At 56.5% G+C, this 23,302-nt stretch carries 19 protein-coding genes; 8 read left to right on the top strand and 11 right to left on the bottom strand.

Annotated elements, in window-relative coordinates:
- Window positions 1-29: 29 nt before the first annotated feature.
- The 3 genes from ldtC to E0L20_RS13045 form a co-directional block, all read right to left on the bottom strand.
- Window positions 30-995 (bottom strand): L,D-transpeptidase LdtC, encoded by a 966-nt coding sequence (gene ldtC, locus E0L20_RS13035; RefSeq protein ID WP_131634309.1) that lies wholly within the window; start codon window positions 993-995, stop codon window positions 30-32.
- 151 nt (window positions 996-1,146) lie between these two features.
- On the bottom strand, window positions 1,147-4,593 hold the full coding sequence (mfd, locus tag E0L20_RS13040) for a transcription-repair coupling factor (RefSeq protein WP_131634310.1): 3,447 nt from the start codon (window positions 4,591-4,593) through the stop codon (window positions 1,147-1,149).
- A gap of 148 nt (window positions 4,594-4,741) precedes the next feature.
- Entirely contained in the window at window positions 4,742-5,815 is a 1,074-nt protein-coding gene (locus E0L20_RS13045; RefSeq protein WP_131634311.1) for an acyltransferase family protein, read from the bottom strand.
- A 257-nt stretch (window positions 5,816-6,072) separates the two neighbouring features.
- On the opposite strand from E0L20_RS13045, the gene lolC reads away from it, so the two are divergent.
- From lolC to E0L20_RS13075, 6 genes are all read left to right on the top strand, one after another.
- On the top strand, window positions 6,073-7,272 hold the full coding sequence (gene lolC, locus E0L20_RS13050; RefSeq protein ID WP_131634312.1) for a lipoprotein-releasing ABC transporter permease subunit LolC: 1,200 nt from the start codon (window positions 6,073-6,075) through the stop codon (window positions 7,270-7,272).
- A complete protein-coding gene (lolD, locus tag E0L20_RS13055) occupies window positions 7,265-7,966 on the top strand; it encodes a lipoprotein-releasing ABC transporter ATP-binding protein LolD (RefSeq protein ID WP_131634313.1) in 702 nt (233 codons plus the stop codon). Before lolC ends, lolD begins: the two co-directional genes overlap by 8 nt.
- On the top strand, window positions 7,966-9,210 hold the full coding sequence (gene lolE, locus E0L20_RS13060; protein ID WP_131634314.1) for a lipoprotein-releasing ABC transporter permease subunit LolE: 1,245 nt from the start codon (window positions 7,966-7,968) through the stop codon (window positions 9,208-9,210). Before lolD ends, lolE begins: the two co-directional genes overlap by 1 nt.
- 54 nt (window positions 9,211-9,264) lie before the next feature.
- On the top strand, window positions 9,265-10,176 hold the full coding sequence (gene nagK / locus E0L20_RS13065; RefSeq protein ID WP_131634315.1) for an N-acetylglucosamine kinase: 912 nt from the start codon (window positions 9,265-9,267) through the stop codon (window positions 10,174-10,176).
- Window positions 10,177-10,191: 15 nt separating this feature from the next.
- Window positions 10,192-11,013: a Sir2 family NAD+-dependent deacetylase gene (gene cobB / locus E0L20_RS13070; protein WP_131634316.1), complete on the top strand. Its 822-nt coding sequence runs from the start codon at window positions 10,192-10,194 to the stop codon at window positions 11,011-11,013.
- 215 nt (window positions 11,014-11,228) lie between these two features.
- A complete protein-coding gene (locus E0L20_RS13075) occupies window positions 11,229-12,458 on the top strand; it encodes an EAL and HDOD domain-containing protein (protein WP_131634317.1) in 1,230 nt (409 codons plus the stop codon).
- Between the two features lie 38 nt (window positions 12,459-12,496).
- Here the strand turns inward: E0L20_RS13075 and potD are convergent, their stop codons facing one another.
- From potD to potA, 4 genes are read right to left on the bottom strand one after another with little or no spacing between them, the layout of a single operon-like run.
- Entirely contained in the window at window positions 12,497-13,531 is a 1,035-nt protein-coding gene (potD, locus tag E0L20_RS13080; RefSeq protein WP_131634318.1) for a spermidine/putrescine ABC transporter substrate-binding protein PotD, read from the bottom strand.
- Entirely contained in the window at window positions 13,528-14,319 is a 792-nt protein-coding gene (gene potC / locus E0L20_RS13085) for a spermidine/putrescine ABC transporter permease PotC (protein WP_131634319.1), read from the bottom strand. The genes potD and potC overlap by 4 nt, the downstream gene beginning before the upstream one ends.
- Entirely contained in the window at window positions 14,316-15,173 is an 858-nt protein-coding gene (potB, locus tag E0L20_RS13090; protein ID WP_131634320.1) for a spermidine/putrescine ABC transporter permease PotB, read from the bottom strand. Before potB ends, potC begins: the two co-directional genes overlap by 4 nt.
- Window positions 15,157-16,305: a spermidine/putrescine ABC transporter ATP-binding protein PotA gene (potA, locus tag E0L20_RS13095; RefSeq protein ID WP_207389452.1), complete on the bottom strand. Its 1,149-nt coding sequence runs from the start codon at window positions 16,303-16,305 to the stop codon at window positions 15,157-15,159. Before potA ends, potB begins: the two co-directional genes overlap by 17 nt.
- Window positions 16,306-16,542: 237 nt before the next feature.
- On the opposite strand from potA, the gene pepT reads away from it, so the two are divergent.
- Together pepT and E0L20_RS13105 are read left to right on the top strand one after the other, a co-directional pair.
- Window positions 16,543-17,766, top strand: a complete 1,224-nt coding sequence (pepT, locus tag E0L20_RS13100) for a peptidase T (protein WP_131634322.1) — start codon at window positions 16,543-16,545, stop codon at window positions 17,764-17,766.
- A gap of 98 nt (window positions 17,767-17,864) precedes the next feature.
- Window positions 17,865-18,356, top strand: coding sequence for an REP-associated tyrosine transposase (locus tag E0L20_RS13105; protein WP_131634323.1), 492 nt, complete (start codon window positions 17,865-17,867; stop codon window positions 18,354-18,356).
- 85 nt (window positions 18,357-18,441) lie between these two features.
- On the opposite strand, the gene E0L20_RS13110 is transcribed toward E0L20_RS13105, so the two are convergent.
- The 4 genes from E0L20_RS13110 to purB form a co-directional block, all read right to left on the bottom strand.
- Complete coding sequence (locus E0L20_RS13110) at window positions 18,442-19,563, bottom strand: ribosomal protein uL16 3-hydroxylase (RefSeq protein WP_131634324.1); 1,122 nt, start codon at window positions 19,561-19,563, stop codon at window positions 18,442-18,444.
- Window positions 19,564-19,654: 91 nt separating this feature from the next.
- Complete coding sequence (gene phoQ, locus E0L20_RS13115) at window positions 19,655-21,118, bottom strand: two-component system sensor histidine kinase PhoQ (RefSeq protein ID WP_131634325.1); 1,464 nt, start codon at window positions 21,116-21,118, stop codon at window positions 19,655-19,657.
- Complete coding sequence (gene phoP / locus E0L20_RS13120) at window positions 21,119-21,790, bottom strand: two-component system response regulator PhoP (protein WP_131634512.1); 672 nt, start codon at window positions 21,788-21,790, stop codon at window positions 21,119-21,121.
- A gap of 123 nt (window positions 21,791-21,913) precedes the next feature.
- The gene (purB, locus tag E0L20_RS13125; protein ID WP_131634326.1) at window positions 21,914-23,284 is read right to left on the bottom strand and encodes an adenylosuccinate lyase; all 1,371 of its coding nucleotides are present in this window, start codon (window positions 23,282-23,284) and stop codon (window positions 21,914-21,916) included.
- Between the last annotated feature and the right edge of the window lie 18 nt (window positions 23,285-23,302).

Raw genomic sequence — 23,302 nt, forward strand, 5'->3', positions numbered from 1 at the left:
TGCACATGCAGGGCGTTTTTCGCTGTCTCTTACATCGACTGTTGGGCAATATCGTGGTGCCTGGTGACATCCGTCGGCATACCGGAGCGCGCTTCCATCGCGCGTTCCATCACCGCGCCGTCGGTTGCGGCGTGCGTTTTGAAGTTTACCATGGCCGCATTCAGGTTAATCGGCAGGGTTTGCGGATCGTCACCGATGTTTTTCGATAACGGCTGATGGATCTCGACCAGGCGTACGCCGCCCGGCTCTTCAGATACCTTGATTGGCGTGTTGATGATATTTACCTTCGTGCCCGGGGTAATCACCTTGTAGAGCGTTTTGATATCGTCATCGCGCAGGCGAATACAGCCAGAGCTGACGCGCATCCCGATCCCGAAATCCGCATTGGTTCCGTGCAGAAGATAAACGCCACCGTAAGCGGCAAGGCGGATCGCGTGGTGCCCCATCGGGTTATCGGGCCCTGCCGGCACCACTGCCGGGAGGTCAATACCCTGCGCTTTATAACGCGCGCGTATGTTGGCCGTTGGTGTCCATGTCGGGTTGGCACGCTTATCGGATACCGTCGTTACCATCGTCGGCGTGAGCGTGTCGCCGCCCAGTTGACCAATACCGATAGGGTAGACGGTGACTTCGCTCTTGCCTGGCGGATAGTAATAAAGGCGCAGTTCTGCGAGATTAATGACGATCCCTTCGCGCGGCGCGGCGGGCAAAATGGTCTGCAGCGGAATGGTCAGTACGCTACCCGCGCGCGGGACATACGGATCAACGCCGGGATTGGCCTGCAGCAAGGCCAGGAACCCAACGTTATATTTCTTTGCAATCGCTTCCAGTGAACCACCGTTGTTTTCAACCACATGAAAACGATTTTGTCCGACGACGTTGCTGCCGGCAGGCGGAAGCGGCCAGGTATTTGCACGAGCCGGAAGCGCCATCGCGACGGTGGCAGCCAGCGCAAACAGGGTTATCCAGCGAGTAAAACGCGAAGAGGTCATCATCACCATAATCCATATAAATATTAAGGTTATTGTTTTATAAGGCGTTAATGATAATTATGGCGAATGTACGTGTCGGGAAGATCGGGTGAAATGCAAAGACTTTGTAAATTGTCACCCCCGGTAGCATGACGCTAGCGGGGGTGAAGGAGGATTACGCGATCGCGTTTTCTTCAAGCTGGCGCATAAAGTTCCGCACCCAGTCCATACGGGTCTTGCGCTCCGCCAGCTCCTGAGTGAACTTCAGGCGCGTTGGGCCGTCCAGGCGGAAATGCTGAGGTTGTTTTTGCAGCAGGCCAATCAGCCACATCGGGTCGACGTGGTTTTTCTCTGCAAACTCGATCGTGCCGCCTTTTTCGTTCCCCTCAAGCTTGCGAATACCCAGCTTCTGCGCCTGTTGCCGCAGCCGGGCGATATCCAGCAGATTTCTCGCCGCATCCGGCAGCAGCCCGAAGCGGTCGATCAGCTCCACCTTGATCTCTTCCAGCTCATTTTCCTTTTTTGCACTGGCGATACGCTTGTAGAACGACAGGCGAGTATTCACGTCAGGAATGAAATCATCCGGCAGCAGGGAAGGCATGCGCAATTCCACCTCCGTCTGCTGGCTGGTGAGATCTTCCAGCGACGGCTCGCGCCCCGCTTTCAGGGCATCGACGGCGTTTTCCAGCAGCTCCATGTACAGCGAGAAGCCGATGGTTTCCATCGAGCCGCTCTGGTCTTCGCCCAGCAGCTCTCCGGCGCCGCGGATCTCGAGATCGTGGGTCGCCAGCGCAAAGCCCGCACCGAGATCTTCCAGCGAGGCGATCGCTTCCAGACGCTTTTGTGCGTCGGTGGTCATCGCTTTCGGATGCGGGGTCAGCAGCCAGGCGTAGGCCTGATGGTGCGAACGTCCGACGCGGCCGCGAAGCTGATGAAGCTGCGCCAGACCAAAATGATCCGCGCGTTCGATAATGATGGTGTTCGCGGTCGGAATGTCGATACCGGTTTCGATGATGGTGGTACACACCAGCACGTTAAAGCGCTGGTGGTGGAAGTCGTTCATCACCCGCTCCAGCTCGCGCTCGCGCATCTGTCCGTGACCGATGGCGATCCGCGCTTCCGGCACCAGCTCCGCCAGCCTGTCTGCTGCTTTCTGGATATTTTCTACGTCGTTGTAGAGGTAATACACCTGGCCACCGCGCAGCACTTCGCGCAGGATCGCCTCGCGCACCACCAGATTGTCATACTCGCGGACGAAGGTTTTTACCGCCAGACGGCGGGCAGGCGGCGTGGCGATAATCGACAGATCGCGCATGCCGCTCATCGCCATGTTCAGCGTACGCGGAATTGGCGTAGCGGTCAGGGTCAGGATATCGACGTCGGCGCGCATGGCTTTGATACGCTCTTTATGGCGCACGCCGAAGCGGTGCTCTTCGTCGACGATCAGCAGCCCCAGATCCTTCCACTTCACGTCGCTTTGCAGCAGCTTGTGGGTGCCGATCAGAATGTCGATTTTGCCGTCAGCGGCCTGCTCCAGAATCTGCGTCTGCTCTTTGGCGCTGCGGAAACGCGAGAGCATCTCGATGCGCACCGGCCAGTTGGCGAAGCGGTCGCGGAAGTTGTCGAAGTGCTGCTGGGCAAGCAGGGTGGTCGGGACCAGCACCGCCACCTGCTTGTTATTCTCCACGGCCAGGAAGGCGGCGCGCATCGCCACTTCGGTTTTACCGAAGCCCACGTCACCGCACACTAATCGGTCCATCGCCAGCGGCTGGCACATGTCGCTCAGGACGGCATTGATGGCCTGAGCCTGATCCGGCGTGGTTTCAAACGGGAAGCTGTCGCAGAACAGCTGATACTGTTCTTTGTCGTGCTTAAAGGCGAAGCCCTCTTTCGCCGCGCGCTGGGCGTAGATGTCCAGCAGCTCCGCCGCCACGTCACGCACTTTTTCCGCCGCCTTCTTACGCGCGCGCGCCCAGGCGTCGCCGCCCAGCTTGTGCAGCGGGGCATTATCTTCTGCACCGCCCGCATACCGGCTGATCAGGTGCAGGGACGACACCGGCACGTAGAGTTTTGCGTCGTTGGCGTAGGTGAGCATCAGGTATTCGCCTTTGATGCCGCCCGCTTCCAGAGTGGTCATCCCCTGATAGCGCCCGACGCCGTGCTCAAGGTGTACGATCGGCTGGCCCGGGTGCAGTTCGGCCAGGTTGCGGATCAGCGTGTCCGGGTTAATGGTGCGGCGGCTGTCCTGACGACGGCGCGCGACGCGCTCGCCCAGCAGGTCGCTCTCGCAGATCAGGGCGATGTTATTGATCGTATCGATAAACCCGTGCTCGGCGGCACCGATCATCAGATAGCGGCCGTTACCGCTGGCCTCGCTCAGGCGCAGAATACGCTTCGGCGCGATTTTGATGCGCCCCAGCAGTTCACCCAACGCTTCACGGCGGCCTTCGCTCTCGACGGAGAACACAACCGGTCCGGTAAAGGACTCCAGGAACTTGCGCAAATTATCCAGCGGGGATTTTTGCTGCGCCTGTACGGCCAGGTCGGGCAGCGTCTGGAAGGCCAGGTTGGTATTGGCGGCTTTATCGGCCAGCGAGTCGGTTTTGAGCTGCATGCGCGGCCAGCGCTTCAGCTCCGCGTTCAGCTCGTCGGTGCGCAGCCACAGCGTTTCCGGCGGCAGCAGCGGGCGCATCGGGTCAACGCCCCGGTTCTCAAAGCGGGCGCGTGTTTCGCTTTCAAAGCGGCTGGCGCTGGCGTCGATATCCCCCGTATTCACAATCAGCGTATTGGCCGGGAAGTAGCTAAACAGGGCGGGCAGCGGCTCGTTAAAGAACAGCGGCTGCCAGTATTCGATCCCGGCAGGAAGCGTGCCTTTGCTGACCTGCTGATAGATATGTTCAGCATCGCGCTTGACGTCGAATTTATCGCGCCACTGGCTGCGGAACAGCTCAATGGCGGTTTTGTCCGTCGGGAATTCATGCGCGGGCAGTAAATTGATGGAGTCAACTTCCTCCAGCGTGCGCTGGGTGTCGGCGTCAAACACCCGCAGGCTGTCGATTTCATCATCGAAGAAATCCAGGCGATACGGCTGGTCGCTGCCCATCGGATAGAGATCGAGAAGCGCGCCGCGCGTGGCGTATTCGCCGTGCTCCATAACCTGATCGACGTGACGATAGCCAGCGCTGTCCAGCTGCGCGCGCAGGGCGTCACGGGACAAACGCTGGCCTTTTTTCATCACCAGGGCATGGCCGTGCAGATAGCTGTGCGGACACACGCGCTGCATCAGCGTGTTGACCGGCACAATCAGCACGCCGCGCTGCATGGTTGGAAGCTGATACAGCGTCGACAGGCGCGAGGAGATAATCTCCTGATGCGGGGAGAAACTGTCGTACGGCAGCGTTTCCCAGTCGGCCAGGCTGAACACCAGGCTATCGGTGAACTGGCGAATTTCATCGTGCAGGCGCAGGGCATTTTGCATGTCCGGCGCAACCAGTACGACCGGGCCCGGATGGCGCTCGGCAATTTCTGCCACCAGCGTGGCGCAGGCTGCGCCCGTGAGTTCGCCCAGCTGGCGCTGATCGCCCGCTTTCACAGGCAAGGAATAACGATAGTGTTCAGGCATGGCTATGTCAGATTCTCTTATGGATATATCCACAGTATTGGGGCATATCTCTGATACGCAATGCCTTTATTATCCGCGATCGTTTTGCATTAGCAAATCGTAACCGCACGGGAAGAGATTTTGCCCCCGAAAGGGGGCAGGGAGGGTATTAGCGGGTAGCCGGAGCCGCGGAGAGGCGCGTTGGCGGCGAGAAAAAGAGATCGCCAAACAGCGCGGTAGAGAGCTTACGCGCGCCCAGGCCCACCAGCGTGCAGACAAGCAGGCTGACAAATGGATAGACCAGAATCAGCGTTAGCTCGGCCCACACCGGCCAGTACGCGGCGTTCATTTCACCGATCAGGATCAGGCTAAACGCCTCGATTAAGATGCGGTGGGTGGTATAAATCGCAATGGTATTTGACCCCACCACGTTGAGCAGGTTGCTGGGATGCACGGCATAACGCTGCTCGAGGCTGTAGAAGAGCTTCATGATCAGCACTATCGACAGCAGGGAGAGCAGGAGAGGAACATTCGCAAACCACAGCACCACGGACACCGCGCCAAACGCGAGCGTCGGCAGCCAGACGCGGCGCATGACCAGCCCCTTCATCCACGTCATCAGCTGTGCCCCGTACCAGGCGCCCATGCTGTAGTAGATCATATTGCGCACCACGCTGTTCATGCCCCACCACGGCAGCGGAAGGAAGTTAATCGCAACGCTGGCTAACGCCAGAATACCCAGCATCGGCAGCTTCCAGCGGCTCAGCAGTTTACACAGCGTGAAATAGACCACCAGCGCGTAGAGATACCACAGGCTGGTGCTGGCGGTAAGCATGCCGCGGAGAAAGCCGGTTATTGAATCGGCATAGGCGGCATTCGACGAGGTTGCCAGTTCACGCTCCGGCGCAAGCCAGGCGTTCAGGTGGCTCAGGGCCTGCCACTGTAAGATGCCCCACAGCGCCAGCACCCAGACGATGCTCCAGATCCGTTTGTCGAGGCTGGTGCGCCAGTCCACCTCGTCAATGTAACGACGGATAAGATAGCCAGAGATAAAGAAGAATACCGGCATGCGGAACGGGGCGAGATAGAGATTAAAATAGACCCAGCATTTGGCGAGCAGCCCGGACAGCGGGTGCTGCAGCCCGTCCAGATGAGGATAAAAGGTGATCACCGAGTGGTAAATCACCACCAGGCAGATGCACAGCCCTTTTATCTGGTTAATCCATAATGCTTTTTGTTTCATCGGTTACGAAGACCTGTTTTGCCATAAACGAAGGAGCAATTGTTGTAAAACCCAGCCCCGATGTAACGGGTAACAGTCTGTATCAGGACGCTTTTCGGAAAAGGTGGAGGCTGATTGAGTGGCGATTGACGAGTAGTATCCTGATTTATCTGATTTTTTCGGAAAAATGATTACCAAAGCTTACGGTTTCAGTCATTTACGCTTAGCGGATTCGCTTATATACTCGTGGGTCTGCTATCAGCAACCAGACGGATTTCATGTACCAACCTGTCGCACTTTTCATAGGCTTACGTTACATGCGTGGGCGCGCCGCGGACCGCTTCGGTCGCTTTGTCTCCTGGCTTTCGACTATTGGCATTACGCTTGGCGTGATGGCACTGGTGACGGTGCTTTCCGTCATGAACGGCTTCGAACGCGAGCTGCAAAACAACATCCTGGGGCTGATGCCGCAGGCCGTTCTCTCATCGAACAACGGTTCCGTTAACCCGCAACAGCTGCCGGAAAGCGCGGCGAAGTTGCAGGGCGTCACGCGCGTTGCGCCGTTAACCACGGGTGACGTGGTGCTGCAAAGCGCGCGGAGCGTGGCGGTCGGCGTGATGCTGGGGATTGACCCGGCGCAAAATGACCCGCTGACGCCGTACCTGGTGAACGTCAAACAGACGGACCTCGAGCCTGGCAAATACAACGTGATCCTCGGCGAGCAGCTTGCCGGGCAGCTTGGCGTCAACCGTGGCGACCAGCTGCGTGTAATGGTGCCGTCTGCCAGCCAGTTTACGCCGATGGGCCGTCTGCCGAGCCAGCGTCTGTTTAACGTGATTGGCACCTTTGCCGCCAACAGCGAAGTCGATGGCTACCAGATGCTGGTCAACATTCAGGACGCCTCGCGCCTGATGCGCTACCCGGCGGGGAACATCACCGGCTGGCGACTGTGGCTCGACGCGCCGCTGAAGGTCGATACCCTCAGCCAGCAAAAACTGCCGGACGGCACTAAATGGCAGGACTGGCGCGACCGCAAAGGCGAGCTTTTCCAGGCCGTGCGCATGGAAAAGAACATGATGGGGCTGCTGCTGAGCCTGATCGTGGCGGTTGCCGCGTTTAACATCATTACCTCCCTTGGCCTGATGGTGATGGAAAAGCAGGGCGAAGTCGCCATTCTGCAAACCCAGGGGCTGACGCCGCGCCAGATTATGGCGGTGTTTATGGTTCAGGGCGCCAGCGCCGGGATCATCGGGGCGCTGCTCGGCGCCGTGCTGGGGGCGCTGCTTGCCAGCCAGCTCAACAACTTAATGCCGATTATCGGTGCACTGCTTGACGGCGCGGCGCTGCCGGTCGCCATTGAGCCGCTGCAGGTGGTCGGGATTGCGCTGGCCGCGATGGCCATTGCGCTGCTGTCTACGCTTTATCCTTCCTGGCGCGCCGCCGCCACTCAACCCGCAGAGGCTTTACGTTATGAATAAGATCCTGTTGCAATGCGACAACCTGTCCAAACGCTATCAGGAAGGCAATGTGCAGACCGACGTGCTGCACAATGTGAGCTTTAGCGTGGGTGAAGGCGAGATGATGGCGATTGTCGGCAGCTCGGGCTCCGGTAAAAGCACGCTGCTGCACCTGCTGGGCGGCCTTGATACGCCGACCGAAGGTGACGTGATTTTCTCCGGTCAGCCGATGAGCAAGATGTCCTCTGCGGCAAAAGCCGAACTGCGTAACCGCGAGCTGGGCTTTATCTACCAGTTCCACCATCTGCTGCCGGACTTCACGGCGCTGGAAAACGTGGCGATGCCGCTGCTGATCGGCAAAAAGAAACCGGCTGAAATTAACGCCCGCGCGACCGACATGCTGAAGGCGGTTGGGCTGGGCCACCGTGGGAACCACCGTCCCTCAGAGCTTTCCGGCGGCGAGCGCCAGCGTGTGGCGATTGCCCGTGCGCTGGTGAATAATCCGCGTCTGGTGCTGGCGGATGAACCTACCGGTAACCTGGACGCGCGCAATGCGGACAGTATTTTCCAGCTTTTAGGTGAACTGAACGCCTCGCAGGGCACCGCGTTTCTGGTGGTGACCCACGATCTGCAGCTGGCAAAACGGATGGGTCGCCAGCTTGAGATGCGCGACGGTCATTTGAACGCGGAACTGACCCTGATGGGGGCAGAGTAATGGCTTCACCGTTATCGTTACTCATCGGGTTACGCTTTAGCCGCGGTCGACGTCGCGGCGGCATGGTCTCGCTTATCTCCGTGATCTCCACCGTGGGTATCGCGCTGGGCGTGGCGGTGCTGATCGTGGGCCTTAGCGCCATGAACGGCTTTGAGCGTGAGCTGAACAACCGCATTCTTGCGGTAGTGCCGCACGGTGAAATCGAACCGGTTAACCAGCCGTGGGCCAACTGGAGCGATGCCCTGTCCAAAATGGAAAAAGTGCCGGGCATTGTAGCCGCTGCACCCTACATCAACTTTACCGGGCTGGTGGAGAGCGGCGTTAACCTGCGTGCCATTCAGGTGAAAGGGGTCAATCCCGCTCAGGAGGCGCGTCTTAGCGCGCTGCCAAACTATGTGCAGAACGGCGCATGGGCCAACTTTAAGGCCGGCGAGCAGCAGATCATCATGGGTAAAGGCGTTGCCGATGCCCTTAAGGTGAAGCAGGGCGACTGGGTGTCGATCATGATCCCGAACGCCAGCGCCGACCACAAGCTGCAGCAGCCTAAGCGCGTGCGCCTGCACGTCACCGGCATCCTGCAGCTGAGCGGCCAGCTTGACCACAGCTTTGCGATGGTGCCGATGGAAGATGCGCGACAGTACCTCGACATGGGCGATAGCGTGACGGGTATTGCCATTAAGGTGAACGACGTCTTTAACGCCAATAAGCTGGTGCGCGATGCGGGCGGCGTGACCAATAACTATGTCTACATCAAAAGCTGGATCGGCACTTACGGGTATATGTACCGTGATATCCAGATGATCCGCGCCATTATGTACCTGGCGATGGTGCTGGTGATTGGTGTCGCGTGCTTTAATATCGTTTCAACGCTGGTGATGGCGGTCAAGGACAAGAGCGGCGATATCGCCGTGCTGCGTACCCTCGGGGCGAAAGACGGTCTTATTCGCGCCATTTTCGTCTGGTACGGTCTGCTGGCGGGGCTGTTCGGCAGCCTCTGCGGCGTGGCGATCGGCGTGGTGGTTTCACTCCAGCTGACGCCAATTATCAACGGGATTGAAAAGCTTATCGGCCATCAGTTCCTGTCGGGCGATATCTATTTTATTGACTTCCTGCCGTCTGAACTGCACTGGCTGGACGTCTTTTACGTGCTGGTTACAGCACTTTTACTGAGTCTGCTGGCAAGCTGGTATCCGGCGCGTCGCGCAAGCCGAATTGATCCGGCGAGGGTACTAAGTGGCCAGTAATTACGTCATGGCGTAGCGGTCCCGGGGCCGCTATGTCAGAAAGAGGAATGCGTTATGTATTACGGATTTGATATTGGCGGCACCAAAATTGCGCTCGGCGCGTTTGATAACGATCTCAAACTGCAGTGGGAAACCCGCGTTCCCACGCCGCGCGAAAGCTACGACGCGTTTTTAACCACTATCGCCGCGCTGGTGGCGCAGGCGGATGAACGCTTTGGTGTCAAAGGCAGCGTCGGCATTGGGATCCCGGGTATGCCCGAAACCGATGACGGCACGCTGTACGCTGCCAACGTGCCTGCCGCCAGCGGCAAACCGCTGCGCGCCGATCTCTCTGCCCTCCTTGAACGCGACGTGCGTTTAGATAACGATGCCAACTGTTTCGCTCTCTCCGAGGCCTGGGACGATGAGTTTCGCCAGTACCCGCTGGTCATGGGGCTGATCCTCGGCACGGGAGTCGGCGGAGGGATTGTCATTAACGGTAAACCGATAACCGGTCGCAGCTATATCACCGGGGAATTCGGGCATATCCGCCTGCCGGTGGATGCGCTGGAGGTCGTTGGACGTGATTTCCCGCTTACCCGCTGCGGCTGCGGCCAACACGGCTGCATCGAGAATTATCTCTCAGGACGCGGGTTTGCATGGCTTTACGAACACTTCTATCATCAGAAACTTGAGGCCCCCCAGATCATCACCCTGTGGGAACAAGGGGATGAACAGGCGCGCGAGCACGTTGAGCGCTATCTGGATCTGCTGGCGGTGTGTCTGGGCACTATCCTGACCATCGTCGATCCGGATCTGCTGGTGCTTGGCGGCGGGCTGTCAAACTTTACCGCGATTACGGAACGGTTGTCCGGGCGATTGCCCCGACATTTACTGCCGGTCGCCCGCGTGCCGCGTATCGAACGCGCGCGGCACGGGGACGCGGGAGGCATGCGCGGAGCCGCATTCCTTCATCTTACCGATTAGTCTTACGAGGTTACTATGCTGTCGCGTCGCCAGGGTCGACTCAGCCGTTTTCGCAAAAATAAACGCCGCCTGCGTGAGCGTTTGCGCCAGCGGATCTTTTTCAGAGACAGAATGATGCCAGAAGCGATGGATAAACCCAGAGTCGTGGTGTTGACCGGGGCGGGGATCTCCGCCGAGTCAGGAATTCGAACCTTCCGCGCGGCGGACGGGCTATGGGAAGAGCACCGCGTTGAGGATGTGGCGACGCCGGAAGGTTTCGCCCGTGACCCGGACCTGGTGCAGGAATTCTATAATGCCCGCCGTCGCCAGCTTCAGCAGCCTGAGATTGCGCCGAACGCGGCGCATCTGGCGCTGGCAAAGCTGGAAGAGGCGCTGGGCGATCGTTTCCTGCTGGTCACGCAGAATATCGACAACCTGCACGAGCGGGCCGGCAACAAGAACATCATCCACATGCACGGTGAACTGCTCAAGGTGCGCTGCGCCTGGAGCGGTCAGGTGCTGGACTGGAAAGAGGACGTACTGCCGGAAGACAAATGCCACTGCTGCCAGTTTCCTGCGCGTTTACGCCCGCACGTGGTGTGGTTCGGCGAAATGCCGCTGGGCATGGATGAGATCTACAGCGCGCTGGCAATGGCGGACGTGTTTATCGCCATCGGCACGTCAGGACACGTCTATCCGGCGGCGGGATTTGTCCACGAGGCCAAACTGCAGGGTGCGCACACCGTGGAGCTTAACCTTGAGCCCAGCCAGGTGGGCAGCGAGTTCGAAGAAAAGCACTATGGTCTGGCAAGTACGGTGGTACCCGAATTCGTTGATAAGCTGTTGAAAGGGCTATAGCGGCTTTCCATTAAAAAAGCACTCTTAGCGGAGTGCTTTTTTATTTCCACACGCAAATCGTTTATTTAAATTAAATTTCCCTGACCGGAATCCGGTTAATTAGTGTGGATACTTTTTGTTTTGTGGATAAATTCAAAATAGATTTCAATAATGCTCGTTATCACTCAGAAAAAAGAGGATGCTACGCCATAAAGAATCGATAAGGAGGATGGGGAATGTATGCATTTATCGCGCGACAGCCCATTTTTAACACGGACATGAATACGGTTGCATATGAGCTGCTTTTCAGAGATGGAATGACGAACCGCTTTCCCGATGTGTCGGCAGAATACGCCACCTCCCGGATGATATCGGACCAGTTTTTATGCGTTCCGTCTCAGCGTATCGCGGGAACACACACCTCGTTTATCAACTTTCCTTCACGAATGGTAATCGACGGGAGCGGTGAAGCGCTGGACAAAGACAGCGTCGTGATTGAGATCCTTGAGGATGCGGTTCCCGGCGCCGAGCTTCTGCAGGCGGTTAAAGAGATGAGCGCTCGCGGATATCGCTTCGCGCTGGATGATTTTACCCTTGCACCGGAGTGGGATGTTTTTTTACCCTATATTTCGATACTGAAATTCGATGTACAAAATAATACCCTGGCGCAAATTCAAGGTTATCTGCAATCGCGTAATGCTCAGACCGCTCACGTTCAGTATCTCGCTGAAAAAGTTGAGACTAAAGAGGAATTTAAAATATACCGCGATGCAGGTTTTACTCTTTTTCAGGGTTACTTCTTTTGTCGGCCCGAGGTAATAAAATATAAACGGCTGTCGCAGAACCAGCTTGCGATTTTCCGCCTGCAGATGGAGGTGGGGCGCAATAAACCCGATTTTAGGATCATCGAGTCGTTGATAAAAACCGATCTCACCTTGTCCTATAAAATCATGCGCTATATGAAGCATACCGCGTTTAAATATGGCGGCAGCATCAACTTCAGTAAGCTAACCCTGAGCGAAGTGCTTATGTATCTCGGTGAGAATCAGATCCGCAGATTTGTGGCGGTGGTGGTTCTGGCCTGCGCGGGCAATGACACCGTGAACGAGCTATATCCCTTGAGCATGATGCGGGGTAAATTCTGCGAGCTGATTGCGCAGAAGATGGATAAGCCGCTGCTGGCTGAAAATGCTTTTATCTGCGGTTTGTTCTCGCTGCTTGATACTCTCCTGGATTTGCCGATGGTTGAGCTTATGAAGCAAATTGCGGTGCCGCAGAGCGTGAGTAATGCGCTGTGTCACCAGGAGGGAGTGTTAGCCGATATCGTTACGCTGTGCCGCTACTATGAACAGCAGAACTGGGATGAGGCGCTCAGAATGGGTCAGGCTCTGCGCCTGTCCGAGGAGGATGTTGTCGAAGCGATGCGAATGGCAACGATCTGGGCAGGAGAGAATGCGGTGAGTTGACGCGTCCTCACGGCAAAGCGGCGTGAGGACGCGGGGGCTTAGCGGCCCGCTTTTAGCTTCTGATAATACTCTTCATAGAGGCGGCTCGCGTCGCCGACGTCGTTCTGCCATTCGCCTTTGCTGATGGTTTCGGCATCGGGATAGAGCGATTTATCGTTCGCGACTTCCGGGCTCAGCAGCTTACGCGCCGCCAGGTTTGGCGTGGGGTAGCCGATGGTTTCTGCTACCTGCTTGGCCACGTCAGGGCGCAGCAGGAAGTTAATCAGCTTCATCGCGCCCTCAACGTTCTTCGCATTGGCCGGGATTGCGAGGCTGTCCATCCAGAAGATACCGCCTTCTTTCGGCCATACCACCTCAAGCGGCGTACCGGCCTGACGCGCAACGTACGCCGAACCGTTCCACACCATCCCCAGATTCACTTCACCTTCCATGTAAGGGTTTGCCGGGTTATCGGAATTGAACGCCGCCACGTTGGGCATCAGCTTTTTCAGCTCGCTGTAGGCCTCTTCTATCTCTTTCGGGTCGGTGGTGTTGCCGGAATAGCCCAGCTTGCGCAGCGCGACCTGGAACACTTCGCGCGCGTCGTCGGTCATCAGCAGGCTGCTTTTGTATTCTGGTTTCCACAAATCGGCCCAGCTGGTCACCGTTTTGGGATCAAGCGCATCGCTGTTGACGCCAATCGCCGTCGCCCCCCAGATATACGGGATGGAGTAGTCGTTGTTCGGATCGAACGGCTTGTTGAGCATTTCCGGGTCGAGGTTGCCGAAGTTGGTGAGCTTCGTTTTATCGATCTTCTGGATCATGCCCTCTTTACGCATCTTGTCGACGAAATAAGTTGAGGGGACCACCAGATCGTACGCGCCGTCTTTGTAGGTTTTAAGCTTGGCGTACATGGTTTCATTCGACTCGTAGGTGGAATAGATAACCTTGATGCCCGTCTCTTTGGTGAACTGTTCCAGCAGGCCCGGCGGCACGTACTCGGTCCAGTTGTAGAAGTAGAGCGTTTTACCGTCATCAGCGTGCGCGGCACCCATGCCGAGCACCAGTGCCGCAGCGGCGAGCATTTTTTTCATTTCATTGTCCCCTGAGATTTTGTTTTATCACGAGCAATAACCTGGCTGGCGATCACCAGAACCAGCGAAAACACCAGCAGAATGGTCGCCAGCGCGTTCACCTCGGGCGACACGCCGACTTTTACCATCGAATAGATTTTCAACGGCAGAATTTCATAGCTTGGGCCGGTCACGAAGGAAGAGACCACCACGTCATCCATCGACAGCGTAAAGCTGAGCAGCCATCCGGCGGCGACGGCAGGCATCGCCAGCGGCAGGATGATTTTACGCAGGATGGTCATTTCGCTGGCACCCAGATCTTTTGCCGCCTCGAGCATGCGCACGTCAAACCCTTTCAGACGCGCGAAGACGGTCACCACCACAAACGGCAGGCAAAAGGTGATATGGGAAAACAGCAGAGACCAGAAGCCAAGCTGGACGCCCAGCAGCATAAACAGCACCAGCAGCGAAATTGCCATGACGATATCCGGCGACATCATCACCACAAACAGCATGCCGCTGACGAATGGCTTACCGCGAAACCGATAGCGGTACAGCGCGACGGCGGTGAGTGAGCCAATCAGCGTGGCGAAGGTGGCGGAGAAGATCGCCATCGTCAGCGAGTGCTGGGCGGCCTGCAGCAGGCTATCGTTGTTCATCAGCAGGCTGTACCAGTTGGTGGTAAACCCTTGCCAGCCGATCCCAAAGCGCGAGCTGTTAAACGAGTTCACGATCAAGATAACGATCGGGATATAGAGATAGGCGTAAATGGCGGTCATAAAACCGCCGCGAAGCAGTCGACCGATCATTCGAGTTCCACCTTCTTGTTGAGCAGGCGAGAAGCGCGCCAGTAGACCAGCAGCATGAGCCCCATCACCACCGTGAGCGTAATGCTGGTGGCCGAGCCAAACGGCCAGTCGCGGATGTTGAGGAACTGGCTTTTGATCACGTTACCGATCAGCAGGTTTTTCGCGCCGCCCATCAGGTCCGCTACGTAGAACAGCCCCATCGCTGGCAGCATCACCAGCAGACAGCCGGCGATAATACCGGGCATGGTCAGCGGAATGATGATGCGGATAAAGGTCTGCAGCTTGCTGGCACCCAGATCTTTTGCTGCTTCGAGGAGCGGTTTATCGAGCTTCTCGATGCTGGAGTAGAGCGGCATCACCATAAACGGCAGCAGGATATAGACCAGACCAATAATTACCGCGCTCGGGGTGAACATGATGCGAATCGGCGTATCAATCACGCCGAGCCAGAGCAGAAACTCGTTCAGATACCCTTTGGTGCTGAGGAAAATTTTCAGCCCGTAGATGCGGATTAACGAGTTCGTCCAGAAGGGAACAATCAGCAAAAACAGCAGCAGCGGACGCACCTTTTGCGGGAGACGCGCCAGAAACCATGCGAAGGGATACCCCAGCACCAGGCAGGCGACGGTGGCGATCAGCGCCATATTGAGCGAGTGCATCAGCACGTCGAAATAGAGCGGATCGAGCAGGCGCGCATAGTTGTCCAGCGTAAAGACCAGCGAAACGAAGCTTGCGTCGTCGCGGGTCAGGAAGCTGGTGGCAACGATCATCAGGTTGGGGAGAAAGACGAACAGCACAAGCCAACCGACGATCGTGGCGATCACCACATTCTGGAATTTACTTGTGTTCTTCATCAGCCAGCACAACCTCCCAGCTTTCTACCCAGTTGATAACCATTTTCTGGTCGAGGGAGTGGTCAAAGTCCGGGTCGTCTTCATTGAAGAACTCGCTGACCATTACCATTTTGCCGTTTTCCAGCTCAACCACCGATTCCAGCGTCATGCCTTTATAGTTACGTTCGCGGATATAGCCGATAAGCCCTTCAGCCTCGGCGCTGCCGTGGATTTCATCGACGCGCAGATCTTCCGGGCGCAGCAGGACGTTAAGCCGCTGTCCCTTTTCAACCGGGAAGTTAACGGTAATAGGGCATTCCCGGCCCTCAACGTTAGCGAGCACGCGCTGTTCGTCCAAACGCTCGATGACCGTGGCGTTGAAGATATTGATCTCGCCGATGAAGCTGGCGACAAACAGGTTCTTCGGCTCTTCATAGATTTCACGCGGGGTGCCGTCCTGCTCGATTTTACCGTCGCGCATCACCACGATCCGATCGGACATGGTCAGCGCCTCTTCCTGATCGTGGGTCACAAAGACAAAGGTAATGCCGAGCTTACGCTGCAGCGCCTTAAGCTCGTTCTGCATCTGCTTGCGCAGCTTGTAGTCCAGCGCGGAGAGGGATTCGTCCAGCAAAAGTAACCGCGGCTTGTTCACGACGGCGCGCGCAATGGCGACGCGCTGCTGCTGGCCGCCGGAAAGCTGGTGCGGCTTGCGCTGGGCAAACTCTTCCAGTTGCACCATGCGCAGGGCTTCCGTGACGCGCGGCGGAATTTCGGCCGCAGGCGTTTTTTGCATCCGCAGCCCAAACGCCACGTTCTCAAACACGGTCATGTGCGGGAAGAGGGCATAGCTCTGGAAAACGGTATTAACGTGACGATCTTCGGCAGGAACCTGAGTTATGTCCTGATGTTCAAGGTGGATGTGGCCGTTATCGACGCTCTCAAGCCCGGCGATAAGGCGCAGTACGGTTGTCTTGCCGCAGCCAGAAGGGCCAAGCAGCGTGAGGAACTCACCGTCATTGATGGTCAGACTGAGGTCGGAAATAACGTCTTTACCATCAAAACTTTTACGAATTCGTTCCAGTTGCACCAGCGGTGAACGTGAACGGGGTTGTGTATTCAATTTTCGCGCTGTCCCATATAGACGCCTCAGGCAGCAGACTGAAGCGGGGTTTGTGTGTAACCACCTTGGTGACTCGTAATGAGGGCGGACATTCTACGGCAATACCTTTCAATCGCCAATCCTTGTCACTGATTCATAAGCTACATTTATAAACACACGATGACATAAACGAAAAAAGTTCTCGTTTGCGGGATAAAAGTGACCTGACGCAATATTTGCGTTTTGATGCTTATTGATAATGTTGTCACAAAAAGTGAGGGTGACTGCATGGATAAATTACTTGAGCGTTTTTTACAGTACGTTTCGCTGGATACCCAATCTAAGCCGGGTGTCCGACAGGTGCCAAGCACTGAAGGCCAGTGGAAGTTATTAAATCTGCTCAAAGAGCAGCTTGAGGCCATGGGGCTGGTCAACGTCACGTTAAGCGATAAAGGCACTGTGATGGGAACGCTGCCAGCCAACGTTAGCGGGGATATCCCGGCGATTGGCTTCATCTCCCATGTTGACACCTCTCCGGATTTTAGCGGAAAACATGTGAATCCGCAGATTGTGGAAAACTACCGCGGCGGCGACATTGCGCTGGGGATTGGCGATGAAGTGCTGTCGCCGGTGATGTTCCCGGTGCTGCACCAGCTGCTGGGGCAGACGCTGATCACCACCGACGGTAAAACGCTGCTGGGGGCGGATGACAAGGCGGGCGTCGCGGAGATCATGACGGCGCTGGCGGTGCTCAAAGGCAAAAACATTCCGCACGGTGATATTCGCGTCGCCTTCACGCCGGATGAAGAGGTGGGCAAAGGTGCGAAGCACTTTGACGTTGAGGCCTTTAACGCGCAGTGGGCCTACACCGTCGACGGCGGCGGCGTGGGGGAGCTGGAGTTTGAAAACTTTAACGCAGCCTCTGTCACGATCAAAATCGTCGGCAATAACGTTCATCCCGGTTCTGCAAAGGGCGTGATGGTCAACGCCCTTTCGCTGGCTTCGCGCATTCACGCCGAAGTACCGGCGGAAGAGAGCCCGGAGCAGACGGAAGGCTATGAAGGTTTCTATCACCTGACCAGCATTAAGGGCACCGTTGACAGCGCGCAGATGCATTACATCGTCCGCGATTTTGACCGCAAAAACTTTGAAGCGCGCAAACGCAAGATGATGGAGATTGCCAAGAAGGTCGGCAAGGGGCTGCACCCGGATTGCTACATTGAGCTGATCATCGAAGACAGCTACTACAACATGCGCGACAAGGTGATGGCGCATCCGCATATCCTCGACATCGCCCAGCAGGCGATGCGCGACTGCGATATCGAACCGCTGATGAAACCGATTCGCGGCGGTACCGACGGTTCGCAGCTGTCGTTCATGGGCTTACCTTGCCCAAACCTGTTTACCGGCGGTTACAACTACCACGGCAAGCATGAGTTCGTGACCCTGGAAGGGATGGAAAAAGCGGTGAAGGTGATTGTGCGGATAGCGGAGTTGACCGCGAAGCGGTAGCCGCTTTAAGCCGGGTGGCGGCTGCGCCTTACCCGGCCTACGTTCGGATTGTAGGCCCGGTAAGCGAAGCGCCACCGGGCAGAAAGGCAAGGAGCGCTATGTCAAACTACCGTCGCCATTACGTCCCGGGTGGAACCTGGTTTTTCACCGTTAATCTGCAAAACCGCCAAAGCGATTTGCTTACCCGTCACATTGATAGCCTGCGTGCTGCCACCTCAATGGTTAAACGCTCAAAACCTTTTACCATTAATGCCTGGGTTATCCTGCCCGAACATATGCACTGCATCTGGACCTTACCGGACGGCGACAGTGATTTTTCGGCCCGCTGGCGGGATATCAAAAAAACGTTTAGTCGTAACATCGACATGCGCTACATATGGCAGCCGCGATTCTGGGAACACACCATCCGTAACGAAGAGGACTACCGTCGCCATATGGATTATGTCTACATCAATCCGCTAAAGCATGGCTACGTCAGTAAGGTTAGCGACTGGCCGTATTCAACGTTTCATCGGGACGTACGGGAAGGGTTATATCCGGAGGATTGGGCCGGAGAGATCGAGGATTTTGCGGCGGGGGAGCGGAAGTAAAAAGCCGGGTGGCGGCTACGCCTTACCCGGCCTACATACGGATCGTAGGCCCGGTAAGCGTAGCGCCACCGGGCGTTAAGGCGACTCAGTCCTCAAAGAACCAATACCCGCTGTTCACCAGCGCGGCCAGCATCGCAAGGAAAGACGGGTCTTCCAGCGCGTCGCCAAAGATATCGGCAGTCAATACCATATGACCGGCGATGGCGTCGAGCGCAGGGCGGTGCGGTGAGTCCAGTTTCTCGCCGTTAACGAAAACGTCTTCGCCAATGCGCAGTACGCGCAGGCCGCCGAGGCGAACCAGTTTGTCACCCTGCTGCAGCGCATCGTAAATCTCGTCTGCCTGGTATGGCGGCTCCGGCGGCGCAACGTCCAGCTCGTGACGTGACTGGCTGACAAACTCACCAAACCACTGTTTAAAGTGCTCAGGCTCGTTGATCAGGTCCAGCATCATGCCGCGCAGCTTATCCAGCTCCTCCGGCAGAATGTCGGCGGGATGTTCGCGCGATGGCACGTCCGGATCGCTATAGCGGTAGCTGCCCAGCTCGCGCTGCAGAACGTAGTCTGCGAAGCCGCTGATCATCTCGCGCCCGCTCGGCGCGCGGAATCCGACCGAATAGTTCAGGGAATTTTCCAGGGAGTAACCTTCGTGCGGGAATCCTGGCGGGATATAGAGAATATCACCCGGCTCCAGCTCCTCGTCGATAATGCCTTCAAACGGATCGACCTGAAGCAGATCGGGATGCGGGCAGTGCTGCTTCATCGGCACTTTCTCACCGACGCGCCAGCGACGGCGGCCCGTCCCCTGAATGATAAATACGTCGTACTGATCGAGATGGGGGCCAACGCCTCCGCCCGGCACGGAGAAGGAGATCATCAGATCGTCCATGCGCCAGTCCGGCAGGGCGCGGAAAGGACGCATCAGGGCGGCAGTGGGTTCATGCCAGTTATTGACCGCCTGCACCAGCAGCGACCAGTTGTTTTCGCCCAGGTGATCGTAGCTTTCGAATGGACCGTGGCTGACCTGCCATTTCCCGTCCTGGTGGCTTACCAGGCGGCTGTCCACTTCGTTTTCCATGGCCAGACCGGCCAGTTCGTCAGGTGAGATAGGGTCGACAAAATTGCTGAACCCGCGTTTAAGAACCACCGGGCGTTTCTGCCAGTAACGTTCAATAAACTCGGGCCAGTTAAGTGCTAAGTGATATTCCATATTATATTATTCCGCAGGCTCTTATTGAGTCGGATTATAACGGAAGCGCAGGAGCCTGGGTGCGAGATCCGCGCATTTTTCACATATCAGGTTAACTCTCGTTCGATGTGGGCTGCTGTCGACCAAAAATCACCTCCATTCTGGCACCGCCCAGCAGGCTTTCTTCCGTCTCAATTTTGCCGTCGTACTGCTCGACAATTTCAAGTGCCACCGATAAGCCAACGCCCTGACCGGGGCGCAGCGTATCGGCACGCTGGCCGCGGTCAAATACAACCTCACGCTTATTGCGTGGAATGCCGGGTCCATCGTCCTCGACGATAATATGCAGCTCGTTATCCGTCACCCGCGCGGAAACCTCCACGAATTCCAGGCAGTATTTACAGGCGTTATCGAGCAGGTTGCCCATCACTTCCATGAAATCATTTTTCTCGCCTACAAAGCTGATTTCAGGCGAGATATCAAGGCTGATGTTGACCCCTTTGCGCTGATATACCTTGTTGAGCGCGGAGGTCAGGTTATCCAGCAAAGGCGCGACAGGATGCAGTTCCCTGCTCATGAGCGCGCTGCCGCTACGCATGCTGGCCCGGTGCAGATAGTAGCCAATTTGCTGCGAGATACGGCTGATCTGCTCGAGCATTACAGGCTCGGCATCGTCGACGCTAAGTTTTGAGCTGCGCATTGAGCGCAGGGTACTTTGCATCACGGCGAGCGGCGTTTTAAGACTATGGGTGAGATCGGTAAGGGTGGTGCGATATTTATCGTAACGCTCGCGTTCGCTTTTTAGCAGGCGGTTGAGGTTACGTACCAGGCTGGTCAGTTCACGCGTCGTGTCCGGATTGAGTTTTTCCCGGTGATGTTCTTCCAGCTCGCGAACCTCTTTTGCCAGAGATTCAATCGGGCGCAAGCTCCACCATGCCGCGATCCACAGCAGCGGGATCACCAGCAGCAAATTGGCGGCCAGAACGTAAACGAACCAGCTCCAGACCATATAAGAGCGTTTAAGCTCTACCGGAATGGTATCGACCACCACGATGGTCAGCTGCGGCATACCCATCGTCGCCGGGTAGAGGTTGATCGCAACGGAGTGCGTCATCTCCGTTTCGGCATCATCGGCGCGGATTTCATTCAGCTTTTGCTGCAGGGAGCGATCCTCACGCAGCAGCGAGCTGGTGGTATTAAGATCGGCCTCAATTTCATGGAAACCGTTGGTCTTTAGCCATTCAGGACGAATGCTCTTAACCAGCCACGGAACGTCACGTTGTGCCCAGAGCAGTTTCCCTTTTTCATCGTAAATGAGCGCCAGCGTCGGGCTTTGCTGGTTCAGATTGTCCGGCAAATCGACGGTGATATGGTTATTTTCCCATTTCGCCAGGGTGTAAAACAGGTTGCTTTCACCGCGCAGCAGGCGAAAGGTGGTTTTGTCAAAGCTGACGCTATACCCGACCAGCGCCACCATGCCGTAAGAAAGCGACAGCACCAGCACGACGGCGGCTGTCGCCAGTAAAAAGCGAACCCGCAGAGACAGGGGCAGGATATGGCGCAAAATCCCTTTCATTTAGCGCAGTTCGAACAGGTAGCCCTGACCACGCACGGTCGTGATCACATCCTGCGGGTACTGCGCCTGGATTTTTTTACGTAAACGCCCCATCAGCACGTCAATGGTGTGGCTCTCCCGCAGTTCAGCATCCGGATAGAGCTGGAGCATCAGGGAGTCTTTACTCACCACTTTGCCGTTATTACGGATCAGGGTTTCCATGATGGTGTATTCGAAGGCGGTCAGCTTGATCACCTCATCGTTGATGGAGAATTCACGGCGCGAGAGGTCAACCTGGAAAGGCGGGATGGAGATAACCTGTGAGGCAAGACCGCTGTTGCGGCGCAGCAATGCCTGCATGCGCGCGGCGACCTCTTCAATATGAAACGGCTTGGTGACGTAATCATCCGCACCCGCGCTGAGGACTTCCACCTTATCCTGCCAGCCTTCACGGGCGGTTAACACCAGTACCGGGAGCGAGACGTCATGGCTGCGCCAGCGGCGAATCAGCGAAAGACCGTCTTCATCAGGTAATCCTAAATCAACGATGGCGATATCAGGTAAGTGTTCATTGAGATAATAATCGGCTTCTTTTGCGTCTTCAGCATCGTCCACCTGATGTCCCATCTCCTGAAGCTGAACCTTCAGGTGATGGCGTAGCAATGCGTTATCCTCAACAACCAAAACGCGCATCATCTTTTCTCCCAGAAATAATTGTATGAATAGTTTAACGCTGATTATGTTGTTGTGGGGATAAACATTGAGTAAACCGGGGGAAAAGCAGCCCCCTTTCCGGGCGGAAAGGGGGGAGGGGCGTTACTTCAGCTCGTCGACCATGGTAACGGCACGGCCAATGTAGTTGGCAGGCGTCATGGCCTTCAGGCGCGTTTTCTCATCTTCTGGCAGTTCCAGGCTGTCGATAAACTGCTTCATGCCTTCGGCGTCAACGCGCTTGCCGCGAGTCAGCTCCTTCAGTTTCTCGTACGGCTTTTCGATGCCGTAACGACGCATGACGGTCTGAATAGGCTCGGCCAGCACTTCCCAGTTGTGATCCAGCTCGTCCAGCAGACGGTCGCGGTTTACTTCCAGCTTGCTCACGCCTTTCAGGGTCGATTGATACGCGATCAGCGCATAGCCAATGCCCACGCCAAGGTTGCGCAGCACGGTGGAGTCCGTCAGGTCGCGCTGCCAGCGGGAAACCGGCAGTTTGCTCGCCATATGCTGCAGCAGGGCGTTCGCCAGGCCCAGGTTGCCTTCGGAGTTTTCGAAGTCGATTGGGTTTACCTTGTGCGGCATAGTAGAAGAACCAATCTCACCGGCGATGGTTTTCTGCTTGAAATGGTTCAGGGCGATGTAACCCCACACGTCACGGTCGAAGTCGATCAGGATGGTGTTAAAGCGCGCGATGCAATCAAACAGCTCTGCGATGTAGTCGTGCGGCTCGATCTGAGTGGTGTACGGGTTCCACTGAATGCCCAGCGAGGTCACGAACTCTTCGCTGAACTGGTGCCAGTCCACTTCCGGGTAGGCGGCAATGTGGGCGTTGTAGTTACCCACGGCACCGTTGATTTTGCCGAGGATCTCAACCTGCTCTAACTGACGGAACTGGCGCTCCATACGGTACGCCACGTTCGCCATCTCTTTACCCATGGTGGACGGGGTGGCCGGCTGGCCGTGGGTACGGGACAGCAGCGGAATGTCGCGGTATTCCACTGACAGGGCTTTCACCGCATCAATGATTTTACGCCAGTAAGGCAGAACAACGTCTTTACGCGCGGTGGAGAGCATCAGGGCGTGAGACAGGTTGTTGATGTCCTCAGACGTGCAGGCAAAGTGAATGAATTCAGACACCGCGTGCAGGGCAGGAACGCTTTCCACTTTCTCTTTAAGGAAGTATTCAACCGCCTTCACGTCGTGGTTGGTGGTGCGTTCAATGGTCTTGATGCGGGCGGCATCTTCTTCGTTAAAGTCAGCAACGATTTTATCAAGGTAATCGTTTGCTTTTGCATCCAAAGCAGGAACTTCCTTGATTGCTGTCTGGGCAGCCAGCTTTTGCAGCCAGCGTACTTCAACCTGAACACGGAACTTCAGCAGACCATATTCGCTGAAGATCTCGCGCAGCGCGCTGACTTTATCGCCGTAGCGTCCATCGACAGGGGATACGGCGGTCAGTGAGGATAATTCCATAATTGGCAACTCCGGGAG

It is taken from the genome of Enterobacter wuhouensis (genome assembly GCF_004331265.1).
GTDB classification, from domain to species: Bacteria; Pseudomonadota; Gammaproteobacteria; order Enterobacterales; family Enterobacteriaceae; genus Enterobacter; species Enterobacter wuhouensis.

What these genes read in the sequence shown, in the direction of transcription:
- ldtC (WP_131634309.1), bottom strand. Translation starts at nt 995, where the DNA reads ATGATGACCTCTTCGCGTTTTACTCGCTGGATAACCCTGTTTGCGCTG.
- mfd (WP_131634310.1), bottom strand. Translation starts at nt 4,593, where the DNA reads ATGCCTGAACACTATCGTTATTCCTTGCCTGTGAAAGCGGGCGATCAG.
- E0L20_RS13045 (WP_131634311.1), bottom strand. Translation starts at nt 5,815, where the DNA reads ATGAAACAAAAAGCATTATGGATTAACCAGATAAAAGGGCTGTGCATC.
- lolC (WP_131634312.1), top strand. Translation starts at nt 6,073, where the DNA reads ATGTACCAACCTGTCGCACTTTTCATAGGCTTACGTTACATGCGTGGG.
- lolD (WP_131634313.1), top strand. Translation starts at nt 7,265, where the DNA reads ATGAATAAGATCCTGTTGCAATGCGACAACCTGTCCAAACGCTATCAG.
- lolE (WP_131634314.1), top strand. Translation starts at nt 7,966, where the DNA reads ATGGCTTCACCGTTATCGTTACTCATCGGGTTACGCTTTAGCCGCGGT.
- nagK (WP_131634315.1), top strand. Translation starts at nt 9,265, where the DNA reads ATGTATTACGGATTTGATATTGGCGGCACCAAAATTGCGCTCGGCGCG.
- cobB (WP_131634316.1), top strand. Translation starts at nt 10,192, where the DNA reads ATGCTGTCGCGTCGCCAGGGTCGACTCAGCCGTTTTCGCAAAAATAAA.
- E0L20_RS13075 (WP_131634317.1), top strand. Translation starts at nt 11,229, where the DNA reads ATGTATGCATTTATCGCGCGACAGCCCATTTTTAACACGGACATGAAT.
- potD (WP_131634318.1), bottom strand. Translation starts at nt 13,531, where the DNA reads ATGAAAAAAATGCTCGCCGCTGCGGCACTGGTGCTCGGCATGGGTGCC.
- potC (WP_131634319.1), bottom strand. Translation starts at nt 14,319, where the DNA reads ATGATCGGTCGACTGCTTCGCGGCGGTTTTATGACCGCCATTTACGCC.
- potB (WP_131634320.1), bottom strand. Translation starts at nt 15,173, where the DNA reads ATGAAGAACACAAGTAAATTCCAGAATGTGGTGATCGCCACGATCGTC.
- pepT (WP_131634322.1), top strand. Translation starts at nt 16,543, where the DNA reads ATGGATAAATTACTTGAGCGTTTTTTACAGTACGTTTCGCTGGATACC.
- E0L20_RS13105 (WP_131634323.1), top strand. Translation starts at nt 17,865, where the DNA reads ATGTCAAACTACCGTCGCCATTACGTCCCGGGTGGAACCTGGTTTTTC.
- E0L20_RS13110 (WP_131634324.1), bottom strand. Translation starts at nt 19,563, where the DNA reads ATGGAATATCACTTAGCACTTAACTGGCCCGAGTTTATTGAACGTTAC.
- phoQ (WP_131634325.1), bottom strand. Translation starts at nt 21,118, where the DNA reads ATGAAAGGGATTTTGCGCCATATCCTGCCCCTGTCTCTGCGGGTTCGC.
- phoP (WP_131634512.1), bottom strand. Translation starts at nt 21,790, where the DNA reads ATGCGCGTTTTGGTTGTTGAGGATAACGCATTGCTACGCCATCACCTG.
- purB (WP_131634326.1), bottom strand. Translation starts at nt 23,284, where the DNA reads ATGGAATTATCCTCACTGACCGCCGTATCCCCTGTCGATGGACGCTAC.